The 17,125-nt window shown below is 57.0% G+C and carries 14 protein-coding genes; 7 read left to right on the top strand and 7 right to left on the bottom strand.

What is annotated here, in order from left to right; genetic code table 11:
• The first annotated feature begins 30 nt into the window (after window positions 1-30).
• Window positions 31-2,031 carry an acetoacetate--CoA ligase gene (locus IFT53_RS11865; protein ID WP_192064871.1) on the top strand — a complete coding sequence of 667 codons (2,001 nt, stop codon included), beginning with the start codon at window positions 31-33 and terminating at the stop codon, window positions 2,029-2,031.
• A gap of 180 nt (window positions 2,032-2,211) precedes the next feature.
• Window positions 2,212-2,541, top strand: a complete 330-nt coding sequence (locus tag IFT53_RS11860; protein WP_052496892.1) for a hypothetical protein — start codon at window positions 2,212-2,214, stop codon at window positions 2,539-2,541.
• 88 nt (window positions 2,542-2,629) lie between these two features.
• Here IFT53_RS11860 and IFT53_RS11855 read toward each other — a convergent pair whose 3' ends face one another.
• The 6 genes from IFT53_RS11855 to IFT53_RS11830 form a co-directional block, all read right to left on the bottom strand.
• Window positions 2,630-3,940, bottom strand: a complete 1,311-nt coding sequence (locus IFT53_RS11855; protein WP_192064870.1) for an extracellular solute-binding protein — start codon at window positions 3,938-3,940, stop codon at window positions 2,630-2,632.
• Window positions 3,941-4,014: 74 nt separating this feature from the next.
• Window positions 4,015-4,866: a carbohydrate ABC transporter permease gene (locus tag IFT53_RS11850; protein ID WP_192064869.1), complete on the bottom strand. Its 852-nt coding sequence runs from the start codon at window positions 4,864-4,866 to the stop codon at window positions 4,015-4,017.
• Window positions 4,863-5,744 (bottom strand): carbohydrate ABC transporter permease, encoded by an 882-nt coding sequence (locus tag IFT53_RS11845; RefSeq protein WP_192064868.1) that lies wholly within the window; start codon window positions 5,742-5,744, stop codon window positions 4,863-4,865. The genes IFT53_RS11850 and IFT53_RS11845 overlap by 4 nt, the downstream gene beginning before the upstream one ends.
• A 1-nt stretch (window position 5,745) precedes the next feature.
• Window positions 5,746-6,843, bottom strand: a complete 1,098-nt coding sequence (locus IFT53_RS11840) for an ABC transporter ATP-binding protein (RefSeq protein WP_192064867.1) — start codon at window positions 6,841-6,843, stop codon at window positions 5,746-5,748.
• A 27-nt stretch (window positions 6,844-6,870) separates the two neighbouring features.
• Window positions 6,871-8,379: an arabinosylfuranosidase ArfA gene (gene arfA, locus IFT53_RS11835; RefSeq protein ID WP_192064866.1), complete on the bottom strand. Its 1,509-nt coding sequence runs from the start codon at window positions 8,377-8,379 to the stop codon at window positions 6,871-6,873.
• Window positions 8,380-8,494: 115 nt separating this feature from the next.
• Entirely contained in the window at window positions 8,495-9,415 is a 921-nt protein-coding gene (locus IFT53_RS11830) for an ArsR/SmtB family transcription factor (RefSeq protein ID WP_192064865.1), read from the bottom strand.
• A 203-nt stretch (window positions 9,416-9,618) separates the two neighbouring features.
• Here IFT53_RS11830 and IFT53_RS24045 point away from each other — a divergent pair, with 203 nt between their 5' ends.
• The 4 genes from IFT53_RS24045 (at window position 9,619) to IFT53_RS11810 (ending at window position 14,418) form a co-directional block, all read left to right on the top strand.
• Window positions 9,619-10,620 carry a helix-turn-helix domain-containing protein gene (locus IFT53_RS24045; protein ID WP_197980213.1) on the top strand — a complete coding sequence of 334 codons (1,002 nt, stop codon included), beginning with the start codon at window positions 9,619-9,621 and terminating at the stop codon, window positions 10,618-10,620.
• 101 nt (window positions 10,621-10,721) lie between these two features.
• A complete protein-coding gene (locus tag IFT53_RS11820; RefSeq protein ID WP_192064864.1) occupies window positions 10,722-11,663 on the top strand; it encodes a SphA family protein in 942 nt (313 codons plus the stop codon).
• Between the two features lie 12 nt (window positions 11,664-11,675).
• A complete protein-coding gene (locus IFT53_RS11815) occupies window positions 11,676-12,905 on the top strand; it encodes an MFS transporter (RefSeq protein ID WP_192064863.1) in 1,230 nt (409 codons plus the stop codon).
• A 73-nt stretch (window positions 12,906-12,978) separates the two neighbouring features.
• Window positions 12,979-14,418, top strand: a complete 1,440-nt coding sequence (locus IFT53_RS11810) for an amidase (RefSeq protein WP_192064862.1) — start codon at window positions 12,979-12,981, stop codon at window positions 14,416-14,418.
• A 100-nt stretch (window positions 14,419-14,518) separates the two neighbouring features.
• Here IFT53_RS11810 and IFT53_RS11805 read toward each other — a convergent pair whose 3' ends face one another.
• On the bottom strand, window positions 14,519-15,409 hold the full coding sequence (locus IFT53_RS11805) for an AraC family transcriptional regulator (protein WP_042616693.1): 891 nt from the start codon (window positions 15,407-15,409) through the stop codon (window positions 14,519-14,521).
• 186 nt (window positions 15,410-15,595) lie between these two features.
• On the opposite strand from IFT53_RS11805, the gene melA reads away from it, so the two are divergent.
• Entirely contained in the window at window positions 15,596-17,062 is a 1,467-nt protein-coding gene (melA, locus tag IFT53_RS11800) for an alpha-glucosidase/alpha-galactosidase (protein WP_192064861.1), read from the top strand.
• Window positions 17,063-17,125 lie beyond the last annotated feature (63 nt).

Raw genomic sequence — 17,125 nt, 5'->3', positions numbered from 1 at the left:
GGCGATGCCGGCTTGAAAGGGAGATCGGTTATGGTTGCTGAGGGGCAATTACTCTGGACGCCTTCCGCAGATTTCGCGGATGGATCCAATATCGCGGCCTATATGCATTGGCTGAAATCAGAGCGTGGGCTCGATTTTGCCGATTATGCGGCACTCTGGGCATGGTCGGTCGAAGACCTGCCCAGCTTTTGGAAATCGATCTGGGACTATTTCGAGATCCATTCACCCAGCCCCATCGAGACCGTGCTGAGTTCACTTGAAATGCCCGGTGCCGAATGGTTTCGCGGTGCCACCGTCAATTACGCCGAGCATGTGTTGCGGCATGAAAATTCCGGGGATTCATCCCGACCGTTTTTGTACCACTGCTCGGAAATACGTGATTACGCCTCCGTTTCCTGGCAGGAAGTGGGTAGCAAGGTGCGTATCCTTGCCCAACAGCTACGCGCAATGGGCATAGGGGCTGGAGATCGTGTGGTCGCCTATATGCCGAACATTCCCGAAGCCGTCATCGCCATGTTGGCGACAACGGCGATAGGGGCGGTCTGGTCCGCTGCCGCACCGGAGTTTGGCACGCAAACCGTCGTTGACCGTTTCGGGCAGATCGCGCCGAAACTGCTTTTCGCAGCCGATGGCTATCGTTACGCGGGCAAGGATTTTGACCGCCGGACGCAGATACGCGAGATCGTACAGTCCGTGCCGAGCATCGAGAAAATTGTCTGGTTCAATTACCTGAATGAAGACGCGCCGCCCGCTGATCTCAGCGCCGAGGTCGTCCATCTCGATGATCTGCTGGACAGCCCGCCTATCAATCCTGCCAACTTCCGATATGAATATGTGGACGGTCGTCATCCTCTCTGGATACTTTTCTCGTCCGGCACAACGGGTCTGCCGAAGCCGATTGTTCACGGGCATATTGGCATTCTTCTGGAGCATTACAAATCCGCAGCCTTCCACCTCAATCTGAAGCCCGGAAGGACGATGTATTTCTACTCCACCACCGGGTGGATGATGTGGAATACGCTGATGTGGGCGCCGCTGATGAATGCTGCCGCCGTGCTTTATGATGGTCACCCCGCTCATCCCGAACCGGACTTTCTCTGGAAGCTCGCGGAGAAGGCCAATGTCCAGTCATTCGGCACAAGCCCGACGTTCATCGACAATACCCGTAAACTTGGCATCGTTCCCAAGGAGAAATACCATCTTCCGGGGCTGGAAAACATCTTCCTTGTCGGCTCGCCTGCGACGCCCGAGACATTTGCCTGGCTTTACGAAGCGCTGGATCAAAATCTGTGGGTGACATCGCAATCCGGCGGAACGGAATTCTGCAGCGGGTTGGTGGGTGGCAGCCCGACGCTGCCCGTTTATGCCGGTGAGATTCAGGCACGAACGCTGGGTGCCGATATCAAGTCCTTCGATCAGGATGGGCGCGAAATCATTGGCGAGGCTGGTGAACTGGTCATCACCAAACCCATGCCATCCATGCCGCTGTTTTTGTGGGGTGACGAGGATTTCAAACGTTATCGTGAGTCCTATTTCGACCACTTCCCCGGTGTCTGGCGCCATGGTGACTCCCTCACCATCAATGCGCGTGGCGGCTGCCACCTGCACGGCCGCTCCGACGCGACCCTCAATCGCTTCGGCGTTCGCATCGGTTCCGCCGAAATTTACCGTACGCTCGATGGTGTGGCCGAGATTACTGACAGTGTCATCGTCTGCGTGGAAACGAAGGATGGTGGCTATTATATGCCGTTATTCGTGGCTCTTGCGCCGGGGATCACGCTCGACGCAGATTTGACACGTGCCATCAACACGCGGCTGAGAAGCGAGCGCAGCCCCCGGCATGTTCCAGACAAAATCATTGCCGTACCAACCATTCCCTACACGCTGACAAACAAGAAAATGGAAGTTCCGATCAGAAAGCTCCTTCTGGGAGAAAGCATCGAAAAGGCCGTCAGCCAAGGCGCGATGCGCGATCCATCTGCGATTCTGTGGTTTGCAGAATTCGCAGAGCGATATCTGGGTAAGTCTTAAACTGAGATGGATAAGGTTGTTGATGCGGAGCGTTCGCGGGAAGAGCATTCTAAGAAAGTATTATCCAAATAATAATTCCGCGATCGGGAAGGCTGTTCGTTTCAAAAAATGTGTTGGACTTACATTGCCAGTAATGGGAGATGATGACCTTGCATCAGAACCGTTCAGGATCGAATAATCATGTTCAACGCAAGATTACATTTTCTCGCCATTGCACTTACTGCCGTTGGCGTGAGCACATCTGCTAAGGCTGAGGAATATTCTTTTACAGCCAGCAATACAACCGCATCGACCATCACGAAGATTTTCGTGTCGGAAAATAAAAAGGACTGGGGTTATTTCGAGATTGGCTCCGGGATCAAACCTGGCAAGACCGTTAATCTGGAATGGGACCAGAGCACAAATAGCGAAAACTGCAGTCAATGGGTAAAGGCGACCTACGCGGACGGCAGTGAATCTGAGCCTGCCAAGTTCGATTTCTGCGAAGATGGGCTTGAGCTCAATTTCTGAGAGCTCTGAGAGTAAAATCTAAGAGTCACGCAAAAAACCCGCGCATCGGAATGCGCGGGCATGCGTTAGGGTCAGGTGAGTGGCTTGATCAGAGATCGCCCAGCAACTCGTTGATGCGTGTTTCAGCAGAAGACAGCGCCTCATCGACTGGCTTGTCGCCATTGACTGCTGCTCCGACCTCTTCACCGATAATATCCTGGATCGGGAACTGGCGTTGAACTTCTGCCGGTAGCGAGCGGCCGGTCTGAGCGATCTTTGCGATGTTATCGCGATGCGGCAGAGCCTTAAATTGCGGCATGTCGAAGACCGCCTTGACCGCCGGGAGGTGGCCGGTACGGGCCCACTGGAAATCATTATCCGCCAGAAACTTGAAGAGTTTGCCGACAGCAGCAACTTGTTCCGGCGAGCGATCCTTCTTCGGCATGACCCAGCTGTGGCCGTCCGCATAGGTGCTGTCCTGTGCGGGGAAGAGCTGCGGGACCGGATAGACAGTGTAGCCTTTCGAAAGTGCCGTGCCATCCTTTTCCGATTGCGCAGCATAATCGCCGATCAGCCATGTGCCGTTGACCGAGATGCCGCCATCACCATTGGCGAAGGCGGAAACGGCGGCGGCATAGTCGAGGCCGGTCGTCGAAATGCCCTCGTCCTTCGTTGCCTTCATCAATTCGACGGCGGCCTTGGCTTCAGGCGTATTCAGCTTGATGGCCGTCGGATCTGCAAAGAAATCAGCATTCTGCTGCTGCAGCAGGGTGTAGAGGACACGGGTGTAGGACGCGGTCTCGTTGGCCATAATCTGGATGAGATAGGGCTTGCCGGTCTTTTCCTTGAACTGCTTGCCCTGGGCGATCAGTTCCGCACCTGATTTTGGCAGCACCGGCGTGCCGTCGGCGTTGACCAGACCTGCTTTCTTCATCAGGTTCAGGTTGACGTGAAAAAGCATGGTCCAGTTATCGAATGGCAGGCCATAGAGCTGACCATCTTTGGTAACGCCGGCGCGGCTGGCATCGGTAAAGCTTTCAGGTGTGACACCCTGTGTGGCCAACACTTTATCGATAGGCTCGATCAGTCCACGGCTTTGATAGTCGGAAATGGCCGAATAATGCATGGAAACCACATCGGGGGCAGCGCCGGAGGCGAGCTGTGCATTGAGCTGGTCATAGCCCGGCCATTCGACCGTGGTTACGTTGACGTCGATATCCGGATTGTCGGCCTCGAACTTGTTGATGAGCGCGGTGACAATGCCGCATTCGCCGACAGCGGCGGATACGTCAGTAACCTTGCCATAGTCTGCTTCACAGGCGCCGAAGAAGCGCTGCAGCTCAATTTTGGTCTGTGCCTGCGCCGAGGCGCTATAACCAAGCGCCAATATCGCAACTGTGGTCCATAGAATGCGTTTCATGATGTCTCACTCCCTTTGTCGGGCATCTCGCCCCGTTTAACGAAGCCGGCCAGCTCCTCCCGGCCGGGTATGCGCTATTTTACCGCGCCGCCGGAGACGGCGGTGACAATGTGTTTCTGAAAGATCAGATAAACGATGAGCGCTGGCAGGCTGGCAAAGACCGCCTGTGCGGCGAGGAAGCCGAGGCCTTCGCTCTGGGCAAAGTTCGATTGCGATGAGGCGATGCCGATTGTCAGCGTGTACATTTCCTTCTTCGTCGCCGAAATCAGCGGCCACCAATAGTCGTTCCAGGCATGCAGGAAGGTGAAGATGCCGAGCGTTGCCTGGGCGGGTAGCGTCAGTGGCAGCATGATCTTCCAGAAAATGCGGAACTGGGAGGCGTTGTCGAGCAGGGCCGCTTCATCAATGTCCTTCGGGATGGCGCGAAAGAATTGCGTCATCAGAAAAACGCCGAAAGCAGAGGACAGGCCGGGCAACATCAACCCGAGATGGGTGTTGTGCAGGCCCATCCAGTTGAACATCTGGTGGCGGGCGATGATGACAGCCTGTTCCGGCACCGCAAGGCCGAACAGCACGAGGATGAACAGCGTGCGGCGAAATGGAAATTCCAGACGGGCAAAGCCATAGCCAGCGAGTGACGAGAGAACGAGCACCATCAGGGTCTGGCCGGTTGCAACCACGAAACTATTGAAGAACCAGCCGAAGACCTGCGACGAATGCAGGATATTCAGGAAGTTGGCGATGGTATAGGGAGCCCGAAAGACCGAGTCCGTGCCGAGCATCAGCTCCTGATTGTTCTTGATCGACAGGCCAACCAGCCAGGCGACAGGCGCCATCATGATGACCGAAAGGAAGGCCGCACCCCAGAGAAGCGGGCGGTTTGCGGTCAGCACATCTGGCTTGTAAGTCTCGTCTTTGCGGGTCATGCGCCGTCCTCCGTCTTGCGTGCGGACACGAAATACTGGGCCATGGCCACAACGAGGATGATCAAAAACAGAACCTGCGAGGCAGCGGCGGCGCGGCCCACATCCCAGCGAATGAAACCGACTTCATAGATATACATGACGAGCGGACGTGAACTGCCGTTCGGCCCGCCATTGGTCATCTGCTGCGCCTGACCGAAAAGCTGGAACTGCATGACGATCTGGATGATCGTGACCAGCATGATGGTGCGCGCGATTGATGGCAGGGTGATCCGCGTCAGCACGCGGCGCGGACTGGCGTTGTCGAGGGCGGCGGCCTCATAGAGATCCTGCGGCACCTGCTGGAGCGCTGCAAGGAACAGCATCATGGGCAGGCCAATGCACCACCAGACAGTTGCAACGCCGACCGAAAAGAGGGACCAGCCCTTGGTCGAGAGAAAGTTGATCTGGTTGATGCCGGATTGCTCGAACAGAACCGACAGAAGACCATCGCCCGGAATGAACACGAAGCGCCAGATCAAGGTGACGATGGTGACCGACAGGACAGAGGACGAGAAGAACAGGCCCCGGAAGAAGCTGGTTGTGCGTGTCGTGCGGTTAAGCGCCAGCGCGAGAAACAGCCCGAGTGCGACCAGCGAGGGAACGCTGACCAGCACGAAGATGACAGTGTTCCAGAGTGCTTGGCGAAAGATGGGATCGGCCAGAACCCTTACATAATTGGTGATGCCGACGAAGCGTCCGGGGCCGAAAAGGTCAACCTTGTGCAGGCTGAGCCAGATGCCCCAGAAGAGCGGAAAAACCAGCAGGGCTATAAAGACGAGAAGATAGGGCAGGATGAAAAGCCCGTGGCTCCATTGGCTGCGGCGATAGCTCTCTGCCATGTCAGCAGCACTCCCTTTGCAGGGAATGTCCGTCCGCGTCGAAAAGATGGAATGCCTGCGGGTCTGCCTTGATGTTGACCACGTCCCCCGCTTTAGCGAGAGACCGGCCATCCGCTTCGACGGTGAGCTTTGTGCCATCGCCGAGTACGCCGTACATCAGGGTTCGATCCCCGAGCCGCTCGATGACTTCGGCCTTGAGCGGGACGCCAGCCTCACTATTACGGCAGACAGAGACGTCTTCCGCGCGGATTCCTAGAACGGCACCGTTCGGGCTGAGGTTTTCAGGTGCAGTAAAGCCTGTCTGCGCATCTCCGAGTGCCGCTGTCGTGACGACAAGGCCAGACGTGCCGTGTTTCCAGCCCGTAACGGGAAGGAAGTTCATGGCCGGAGATCCTATGAAGCTGGCGACGAAACGTGTTGCCGGTCGCTGATAGACCTCCATCGGCGTGCCGATCTGTTCGATCTTGCGCGCATTCATGATGACGATCCGGTCAGCGAGCGTCATCGCCTCGACCTGGTCATGGGTGACGAAGACCATTGTCGAAACCAGCCGACCATGAAGCTGCGCAAGCTCCAGCCGCGTTCTGCCGCGCAAGGCCGCATCCAGGTTTGAAAGCGGTTCATCGAACAGGAAGGCTTTGGGCTCCTTGACGATGGCGCGGCCGATTGCGACGCGCTGACGCTGTCCGCCTGAAAGCTTCTGCGGCTTGCGATCCAGAAGATGTCCGATCTCCAGCGTGTCTGCGGCAGACAAGACACGACGCTCGATCTCCTCCTTCGGCATCTGAATGTTTTCAAGCCCAAACGCCATGTTCTGTTTCACAGTCATATGCGGATAAAGTGCATAGGACTGGAAGACCATCGCCACCCCGCGCTTGCCGGGTGGAAGCGTGTCCACCCGCTCTCCGGCGACCCGGATCGTACCTTCTGTGACATCCTCTAGCCCCGCGATCATGCGCAGCAATGTCGATTTTCCGCAGCCCGAGGGGCCCAGAAATACGACGAATTCGCCCGCACCAATCGAGAGCGAGATTTCGTCCAGAACAGTCAGCGCGCCATAACGCTTGGTGACATTATCGATCTCAATCGAAGCCGACATGGTTTCTCCTCCCCGTCGTCTATCGGTTTACTGGCCGAGCCGGATGACCCGGTAGCTAAGCGGCGCGATCTCGCCCTTCAGGCGTCCACCCTCCACGGTGATGCCGCTGCCATCCTGCGGTACGATCGTCTGAGCCTCCGGGCCGTTCACGACCTTCAGCCCATGGCCTGAAAGGACCTGATCCAGGATGACCTTGCGGTTGCCAAAGCCTTCGAGCGCGAGGTCAAGACTAATCGCATCGGTCTGGTGGCGGTTGACGATGAAGAGAGTCAGGGCGCCGTCCGTGTCGCTCTCGACGGCAGAGACATCGAGATAGGGTACGTCCTTGGCAAAGTCAGTCGAATAAACAGGGCAATCGATCGACAGCTGGTAGGACGTGCCGCGGCCATAGCGAGATGCAAAGAGATAGGGATAGAAGGTCGTCTGACGCCAAGCCGGACCGCCGGGCACGGTCATGATCGGGGCGATGACGTTGACGAGCTGGGCCAGGCAGCCAATCTTGACGACGTCTGCATGGCGAATGAAGGTGTTGAGGATGCAGCCGACCTGAAGAGCATCTTCGAAATTGTAGATGTCTTCCAGAAGGGCAGGGGCGTGGGGCCAGCCGTCACGACCTTCGAGTACTGTCCGGTCTGCTTCTTTGGAATGATACCAGACGTTCCATTCGTCAAAGCTGATATAGACGTCCTTCTTGGAGCGCTTCTTCGACTTCGTCACGCGGATGACGGAGGCAATCGTTTCGATGTAGTCGTCAAGGCGCGCGTTCTGGGCAAGATAGGCTGCGGTGTCGCCGGCGTCATTTTCGAAATACATATGCAGGCTGATATAATCCACGCTCTCATAGGTGTAATCGAGAACCGTGGATTCCCAGGCTGGATAGGTCGGCATCTTTGGTGTCGATGAACCGCAGACGACCAGCTCGATAGACTTGTCGAAAGCGCGCATGGCCTTGGCAGTCTCGAAAGCCTGACGTCCATACTCTTCTGCCGTCTTCTGGCCAATCTGCCAGGGGCCGTCCATTTCGTTGCCCAGGCACCAGAGTTTGACGTTCCAAGGCTCCTCACGACCATTCTTGCGGCGCAGATCCGACCAATAGCTGCCGCCCGGATGATTGACGTACTCGAGGAAGGCGCGGGCTTCGTCTAGGCCACGCGAGCCGAGATTGACGGCCAGCATCATTTCGGTGTTTGCGGCCTTTGCCCAATCGGCAAATTCATGGATGCCGACCTGGTTCGACTCGGACGTATGCCATGCGAGATCAAGGCGGACAGGCCGGTCTTCGCGCGGGCCGATGCCATCTTCCCAATTATAGGCCGAGACGAAGTTGCCGCCGGGATAGCGCACGACGGGAACATCCAGTTCGCGCACGAGGTCAATCACATCCTGCCGCATGCCGTTAGCGTCTGCAGTGGGGTGATCGGGTTCATAGATGCCGGTGTAGACCGCGCGGCCGAGATGTTCGACGAAAGAGCCGTAAAGACGTGGGTCAATCGTGCTGATTTTGAAGTCGCGGTGAACGGTGCCAACTGCCCGCATGGTGAATTCCCCCTTTTTGTATCCACTTTACGGATATATATCATAATTGGCGATATGATACACGGGATCACCCAGACGTCAATCCGGCAATATTTGTTTGAACAGGGGTCTTTTTTCAGGTCTTGACGCGCAGGACGATGTCCTGGTCGTAATTGCCGAAGCCACGACCGAAGATGTTGATTCCGCCGGGGTGTTCTGCCGTATCGGGCACCTCTATCCGCAGACGGATAGACCGGTGCTGGAGGAGGTCGAGGTCATCAAGATTGGTGTCGGAGACACGGACGCCGTCAATGAAGGTGCCACCTTCGGTGACGCGGAAGCTCTTCAGAACACCGTACTGACTGCCGCGCAGCTTCCACCAGTCAGGCGTAAATTTGCCCCGGTGGTCGCCGAAATCGCCAGGCGAGGTCCATGTGGCTATCGGCTGGCCATTGATCGATATGGTGATGTCGGAAGGCCAGTTTGCAGAGGTTCCGGGCACCTCGGACGATAGCTCCATCAACAGCTCCAGTTCCCGCACGGGGGCGCCCTTGATGCGGGCATTGTTGGGAAACTGGTAGTCGACATAGCCACGCGTGAACCACACAAGTCCTGCCTTCATGCGCTCTGGCGACAGGAATGTATCGGGATTGTCGAGATAGCCGATGATCGCCTCATTCGAGCACATGCCGCAGGGCGCAAACACCTCATAGCCACTGTAAAGGCCGACCGGCATCGCGACCTCGATGGTCTCGTCAACCGTCTCGCTTGGGCGGGAGAAGCTGAGCACGATCTCATCATGCGCCGCGTGACAGATCTTCTGGCTTCCCTTGCGCGCTTTCTGGACCTCGGTGCGGATCAGCCCCGCCTCTTCCATCTGATTTATATGCGTTGAGGTTGTCGATTGCGGCAGGTCGAGCAACTCGGCGATCTCGTTGACATTGAGAGAACCCTTCGCGTGAAGGATCTTCAATATGGAAAGGCGGGCGGGCGCGGCAAGGCATTTGAGAACCTCGACACCGTCATCCGGCGTGATCATCAGAAAACGGCTGCTCAATTGTTCACCTCTCTTGATAGTGGATATGTATCAAAAATCTGGATGGAAACAAGTGTCAGTCGCGCTACGGATTGAGATTATCAAACCGACTGGACAACAGCCATCTAGCATGGCCAGATAGGTAAGCTGCCGGCTACCCATCGGGTGACCTCGGCGAGAGCGTGAGACTGTTTCCTTTATTCGTTATCGAGAGGATGCCTGTCGTGGTCATTGATGTCGGACTGTCAGGTCGCTCCGCGACCTCGCGCTTGGGATATACAACCGTCCATTCGCTGGAGGATGGCATGCGTCTGATGAACGGCTGGCGGCTGGAGCTGATGCAGATGTCGCCCGGACGGATCGAATATTCTCTCTCAGCCATGCAATTCGGCCATTTCCAGATTTTTCGCGAGAAAACGGACAAGATGTTGCTGAAACGGGGGATCAGCTGGTCCGGTTCGCTGATTTTTAGCCTGGCTGTGAATGCAGAGGGCACCGGCTGGCTCTCCGGGCATGAGGTGGACCCGGAGATCAGCCTGATGGTGGATGGGCAAAGGCTGCCCGAGATTCTGACGCCGCACGCCCTTGATCTGGTCTATATCGCGGTGGATCGACAATGGCTTGCCAGCCGGGTGGGCGATCGTGGTTATGGCCAGCTGGCCGAGCGAATTCGCAGCTGTTCCTCGATTGCGCTTTGGCATGATCGTAGCGCACGTCTGGACAGGCTGTTTACCTGCCTGTTTGACGACGGGCCCCGTGTGTCCGCCGCACAGTCAGAGATTTCGCCCGATCTTTCACTGGCCGAAAGCCTTGTTCTCGATCACCTCATCGCCGCGCTGACCTCAAGCCACAAGGTTGAGCCGATGCGCGAAACCAGCAACAAGCAATTGATTGATCGCGCACGCATGATGTTGATGGAAAACACCAACGAACCACCGACTGTCGCGGAGGTGGCAACGCATCTCGGTATCAGCAGAAGGCATTTGCAAACCTGCTTCAATCGTTCGGTTGGCCTGTCGGCAAAGGAGTTCGTGCGTGCTGAACGTTTGAACCGGGTGCGGCTGGAACTCTGCAATGCCCGTCGGGACTGTCGTGTCATTTCCATCGGTGACGTAGCTGCAGCCTGGGGGTTCTGGCATCTCAGCCGCTTTGCCGCCGATTACCGTGACATGTTCGGGGAACTGCCGTCCGAAACACTGCGGCCCACCGAGAAAAACACGCAGTGATAGTTTAATCGGATAACCACTTCCCAAAACGGATAACGCAAAGAGTAATTGCGTTTTTACTATCTCCCCATTGGTTCATTCAAGAAACCTGGGGAACGACGATGTATATTTTTCCGCGCGCGATCAATCGCGCCACCCTTTCGATTGCCTCCATTCTATCTGTCACCTCTCTTGCCATCTCGCCGGCTCATGCGGTTGAGCAGGGCGGCACCATTACGCCGATGGGAATCACGGATTTCAGCGCAGGCATGCTTCCACCGCCTTCGCCCTATGGAACAGTAGGGGTGCGTACCTCTTACTACTCCGCGAAAACGCTGAGGGACGCCAAGGGCGACAAGATTCCGAACGACTTTGAACTTGACGTCAAGTCTGTCTCGCTCGCCTATTTCTACATGACCGAGTGGGAACTTTTTGGAGCGTCGGTTGGCTTCGGTGGTATTCTGCCGCTCATCGATATTGAAGGCAGCGTGAACGTTGCAACGCCTTTTGGGCAACTTGCAATCGAAGGCAGCGATTTCGGATTGGGCGACGTGGACATCTTTCCCCTCATGCTCGCCTGGCAGGCACCGCCAAACCTGTTCGTCAATGCCGGTCTTCAGGTGCAGTTGCCGACCGGCGACTATGACGTATCCAAGGCCTTCAATGCAGGCGTGAATCACTGGACGATCACGCCATTTGTTGCCGGGACTTACATCACCGATTCTGGCTTCGAAGTTTCCACAAATGTGACGGTGAACTTCAACACGGTGAACCCCGATACCGATTACACGAGCGGCATCGAGTACCGACAGGAATTTGGCGTCGGTCAGCATATCGGCCCCTGGACGGCAGGTGTGGGAGGCTATGTCTACCAGCAGATCAGCGATGACAAGGGTCCGGGCTCCGGTGATGGCAATCGCGCCCGCGTCTTTGCTCTTGGGCCTGCAGTAAACTTCTTCCAGCCCGGCCTGCCAATGGTCTCGCTGCATGCGTTCAAGGAATTCGGTGCGGAAAACCGCGCAGAAGGCTACAATGTCGCCCTGCGTCTCTCCATGACCTTTTGAGGAGGATGACCCATGTCACTGTCCACCTCACAACCGCGCACAGCAACCGGAAAGCAGGGCCTGATCATTCAGCTTGCCAGCAGCCTGACCATCATGGGTTCGGTCATGATTGCCCCGATGCTGCCGAAGATTACCGAGGAATTTTCGGCATCCACGCCCGGTTCGCTTGAACTGATCCCGCTGATCGTGGCCGGGCCTGCATTGGCAATCACGCTGTTTGCACCGATTGCCGGCTTGCTGGCAGACCGGTTTGGCCGCAAGTCGATGCTCATCATTGGATGCCTGCTCTACGCGCTCTTCGGGTTTATGCCCGCCTTGCTGTCCGATTTGCACCTCATCCTGGGTTCCCGCCTGCTGTTTGGCTGTGCCGAAGCCATCATCATGACGTGCTGCACCACGCTGATTGCCGATTATTGGGCACCGACTGAACGTATGCGCTACATCAACCGGCAGGTCATCACCATCGGCATCGTCGGCGCGCTGTTTTTCGTCATAGGTGGCATTGCAGGTGAAGGTTCGTGGCGCACGCCATTCTACCTCTATCTCGCTCCGCTCCTGTTGCTGCCAGCGATATCTACTTTGCTGTGGGAGCCGGATCGCCGTGCCGAGGAAACCGGTTCGTCGACGGCTTCCGCCCCGGCCGGGCTCGGCCTGACCATCGCCAGTGCCTATTTCCTCGTTTTTGCCGGCATGGTGACATGCTTTGTGGTGACGGTGATGATGCCGACAGTGTTGGTGTTGATCGGCGTGACGTCTACCTCACTCATTGGCGCGGCGGCTGGCCTTTCCATTCTTTCAACCCTGGGCGGCTCCATCGCGTGGCCTGCCCTGCGCGACCGGATCGGCATTGCAGGCGTCAATGCCGTTATGCTGTCGCTGATGGCAGCGGCGCTCTTCGTTCTCGCGCTTGCGCCATCCTATCAGGTCGTGCTGGTTGCCATGGTCCTTCAAGGGCTCGGTGCCGGGTTCCTTGTGTCCAATGCCTCGCTACCTTTGCTGCTGAAGCTTCCGCCCCGGCTGCGTGCCCGTGGGGTCGGCGGGTTCACGTCCTGCCTCTATCTAGGCCAGTTTTCCAGCCCGCTGATCATCGTGGCACTGGCTGGCTTCTTCGGTGGCATGCCGGTTGGCCTCTCCTCGGCCATCATCGCGTGGGCCTGCTTTACCGTGGTGATTGCAAGCCTGTGGGCCGCTGTCGGATTGTCGCGCGGTCGGCAGGCCATCCATACTGCATCTGCCGGCTGATGCATTTACTTCGTGAAGGCGACTGGGAAACCAGTCCGCCTTCACACCCATGTCAAGGAAAGGCTATTAAAAAATGAATATGTCCGCACAGACCGCACCGTCCGATGGCCTTGCTTTGGCCGAGCAGATCCGCAAGGGCATCTTGAGCCCCGGTGAAGCGCTGAACGATGCCATCGAGCGGGTGAAGAAGGTCAACCCGCAACTCAACGCCATCGCCGAAGAACTGTTTGAGCAGGCGGCGGAACGGGTGGCAAGCGGACCAATTGAAGGCCCCTTCGGTGGCGTGCCGATCCTCGTCAAGGACCTCTTTACGCCGGTCATGGGCGCGCGGATGACGAATGGGTCCCTGCTGTGCAAGGATGTGGTGGCACCCTTCGATGCAGAACTCGTGACCCGCATCCGAAAGGCCGGGTTCACTATTTTCGGAACGACGACTTCGCCGGAATTCGGCAGTTCCTACACGACGGAGTCGCGTCTGTTCGGCGCAAGCCGCAATCCCTGGTCTATTGATCACATCTGCGGTGGATCGAGCGGCGCGGCGGCTGCCATGGTTGCCGCACGCGTTTCTCCGATTGCCCATGGCAATGATGGCGGCGGTTCGCTGCGCGTTCCAGCCTCAGCCTGCGGCGTATTCGGCCTGAAGCCCTCGCGTGGGCTGACCCCCATGGGGCCTGCCGTGGGCGAAGGCTGGGCAGGCATGAGCACGAGCCATGTGATCACACTTTCGGTGCGCGACAGTGCAGCCGTACTGGACCAACTGGCGGGTGCCGATCTTGGCGCACCCTATGCCGCGCCTCATTATGACGGCACGTTCCTCTCTGCAGCAACGGGTGCGCCGCCCAAGGGTTTGCGGATCGGGTTGGTCAAGCATCTGTCGCCCTGGACCAGCCACGCCGATTGCGTCGACGCGGTATCGAACACGGCCAAGCTCTGCGAAGATCTCGGTCATCACGTCGAAGAGGTGGCGCTGCCCGTCGATGCGCTGGAATTCTACGATACCGTCTTTACTATTATCGGTTCGCAGACCCGCAGCATGCTGACCATGATGGGCCGCATGGCAGGGCATCCGATGGACGAACAGGCGCTGGAGCCGCGCCACCGGCTGTTGCTCCAGAAAAAGGGTCAGATGAGCGGCGCAGATTACAGCGCGGCCGTGGACTATTTGCACGCATTCGGACGCCGCATGGGTGGTCTCATGAACCGGTTCGATGTGATCCTGTCGCCAACAATGGCCCAGCCTCCGGTCTTGATCGACACGATGAAGGTGGAAGAACACCAGTCTATTTCGGATCTCATCGAGACCTTCCATTCCTTCTCGCCCTTCACCGCGCTGTTCAATGCCAGCGGCCAGCCGGCCATGTCCGTTCCGCTTTACTGGAATGCGCAAGGCCTGCCCATCGGCTCCCATTTCGCCGCAGCCTTCGGTGGCGAACGCCTGCTTTATGCGCTGGCGGCCCAACTGGAACAGGCGCAACCCTGGGCGCATCGCGTGCCACCACTCTCTGCGCTCTGAACGAGCGTTGATGAGCCTGCTCTTCCCAGTGAGCAGGTGACGCCCGGGGCAGACACACTCCGGGCGTCGGCATGTTTACCCAGCGCGTGTTGATGGCGTGTTATGGATGCGATCGCACACTCGAATACATGCCGGTGCTTCTGAATTCGCTGGGGTTGATGCCATAAAGTCGGCGAAAGACCTTGGAGAAGTAATTCGGGTCTTCAAAGCCGCAGCGCACTGAGACCTCTTTGATGGGCATGTTGGCGGCCGTCGTCAAAAGTTTGGCCGCACGCCGAAGCCGCCTTTGCAAGACAAATTCGGCTGGCGGCAGACCTTCATTGGCCGCGAAAATCCGGGAGAAATGCGCCCGGCTGAGACCAGCAACGGCGGCAAGATCATTGACGGACAGGCTCTGGTCCAGATGGCTGTCGATGTAACTGAGCACTTGCTGCATCGTGCGGTATTCGCCACCGAATGAGGGGTGAGAGCCGAACACATCGTCATAAAGCACCATAGCCGCTTCATAAGCGACCGCTGAGGCAGCACCGGGTGTTTCAGCACCGTTGACGAGACGCGAGCAACATTGCGCGAGATGATCGATAGTATCGGCCTGAAGCTTGATGACCGGTCCGGTCACGGCCTGAATGTCACGATGGATGCGCAGGGCCTCCTCACCATTCATGGATATCCAGAAAAACTCCCAATGGCCGTTCTCCTCCAGCCAATACCGGTGGTTATGGGGGATGAGCAGAAGCAAGGTTTCACCTGGTCCGACGGCGTAAGTGTTGTTCTCATATCGCAGGTTTCCCTTGCCGCTGATGCAGTGCTGCAGAACGGTGAAAGGGGTCTGCCCGCGCTTGCGTCCATCCCAGTCATAACCGCTGCCGCGGCGAATTTCGTAACCGCTGCTGGTGGGCATTGTGTGCAGGGTTTGCCTGCCGCGGGGCAAGGAAACCGTGCGCATGGCAGGTCCCTGATCGATCAAATCCTGCAGCACAAAATTACCCATAAAAGCATAATCCTTCTCTGGCCCTTGCGGATATTATCAGCATAATCCCGCCTCGAGGAGACGATCAAGTGGGGAATTGGGAGGGAAATCCTTGTTATTCAGTCATTGTCTAATACTATCTTCCTTCCTTCGTGATCACGTTGCCCGCCCATCTTTCGCATTCATTTCGCAAACGAAGGTGCCAACATGAGTTTCAAAATCGCTATCATTGGCGCAGGAAGTGTCGGTTTTACCAAAAAACTGTTCACCGATCTCCTGTGCGTGCCGGAATTTCGCGATGTGGAAGTCGCGCTGACCGACATCAGCCAACACAATCTTGAGATGATTAAAGCGATCCTTGATCGCATCGTTGAATCCAACGGTTTGGCGGTAAAGGTGACCGCCACGACGGAGCGCCGCCGGGCTCTGGAAGGTGCAAAATACATCATCAGTTGCGTGCGGGTTGGCGGACTTGAAGCCTATGCGGATGATATTCGCATTCCGCTGAAATACGGTATCGACCAGTGCGTTGGCGATACGATTTGTGCGGGCGGCATTCTGTATGGTCAGCGCAACATTCCCGTCATTCTGGATTTCTGCAAGGACATCCGTGAGGTCGCAGCGCCGGGTGCAAAGTTCCTAAACTATGCCAACCCCATGGCCATGAACACATGGGCGGCGATTGAATATGGCAAGGTCGATACGGTCGGCCTGTGCCACGGCGTTCAGCACGGCGCAGAACAGATTGCCGAAGTGCTGGGTGCCAAGTCTGTTTCGGAGCTGGATTACATCTGCTCCGGCATCAACCATCAAACATGGTTTGTCGATCTGAAGCTGAATGGTCGCAAGATAGGCAAGGATGAACTGATTGCGGCGTTTGAAGCGCATCCGGTTTTTTCACAACAGGAAAAGCTGCGTATCGATGTGCTGAAGCGCTTCGGCGTGTATTCCACCGAAAGCAACGGTCACCTGTCCGAATATCTGCCATGGTATCGCAAGCGTCCGGATGAAATTGCCCGCTGGATCGATATGTCTGACTGGATTCACGGCGAGACCGGCGGTTATCTGCGACACTCGACGGAAACCCGCAACTGGTTCCAGACAGAGTTTCCACAGTTTCTTGAATCCGCATCGAAGCCTCTTGATCCGGCCAGACGCTCGAATGAACATGCCAGCCACATTCTGGAAGCGCTGGAAACGGGGCGTGTGTATCGCGGCCACTTCAACGTCAAGAATAACGGCGTCATCGCCAATCTGCCGCAGGATGCCATCATCGAATCCCCCGGTTTCGTGGACCGTTTCGGCATCAACATGGTCTCTGGCATCACCATACCGGAAGCCTGTGCTGCAACCTGCATGGCGTCGATCAATGTTCAGCGTATGTCGGTTCATGCCGCCGTTACCGGCGATATCGATCTGCTGAAACTGGCCGTTCTGCACGACCCACTGGTGGGTGCCGTGTCGACACCGGAAGAGGTCTGGCAAATGGTCGATGAGATGGTGGTCGCGCAGGCTCGCTGGTTGCCTCAATATGCGCATGCCGTGCCCGCCGCACAGGATCGTCTGTCCAGATCCACAGTCAAGACACGTGATTGGGCAGGTGCTGCACGTCGTGATGTTCGAACGATTGAAGAACTGCGTGTTGAAAAGGCGGCACTGAAAGAAGCGGTCTGATTTATCTGCGGCAGCACCGGCGCGAGGAGGCGTCAGTGCAGCCAGTTTCTGGGAACCATCAGG

Source organism: Rhizobium sp. CFBP 13644, assembly GCF_014842165.1.
GTDB lineage: Bacteria > Pseudomonadota > Alphaproteobacteria > Rhizobiales > Rhizobiaceae > Agrobacterium > Agrobacterium tumefaciens_C.
Note: the sequence above shows the minus strand (reverse complement) of the source record. Positions and strands in the feature narration are given on the sequence as shown.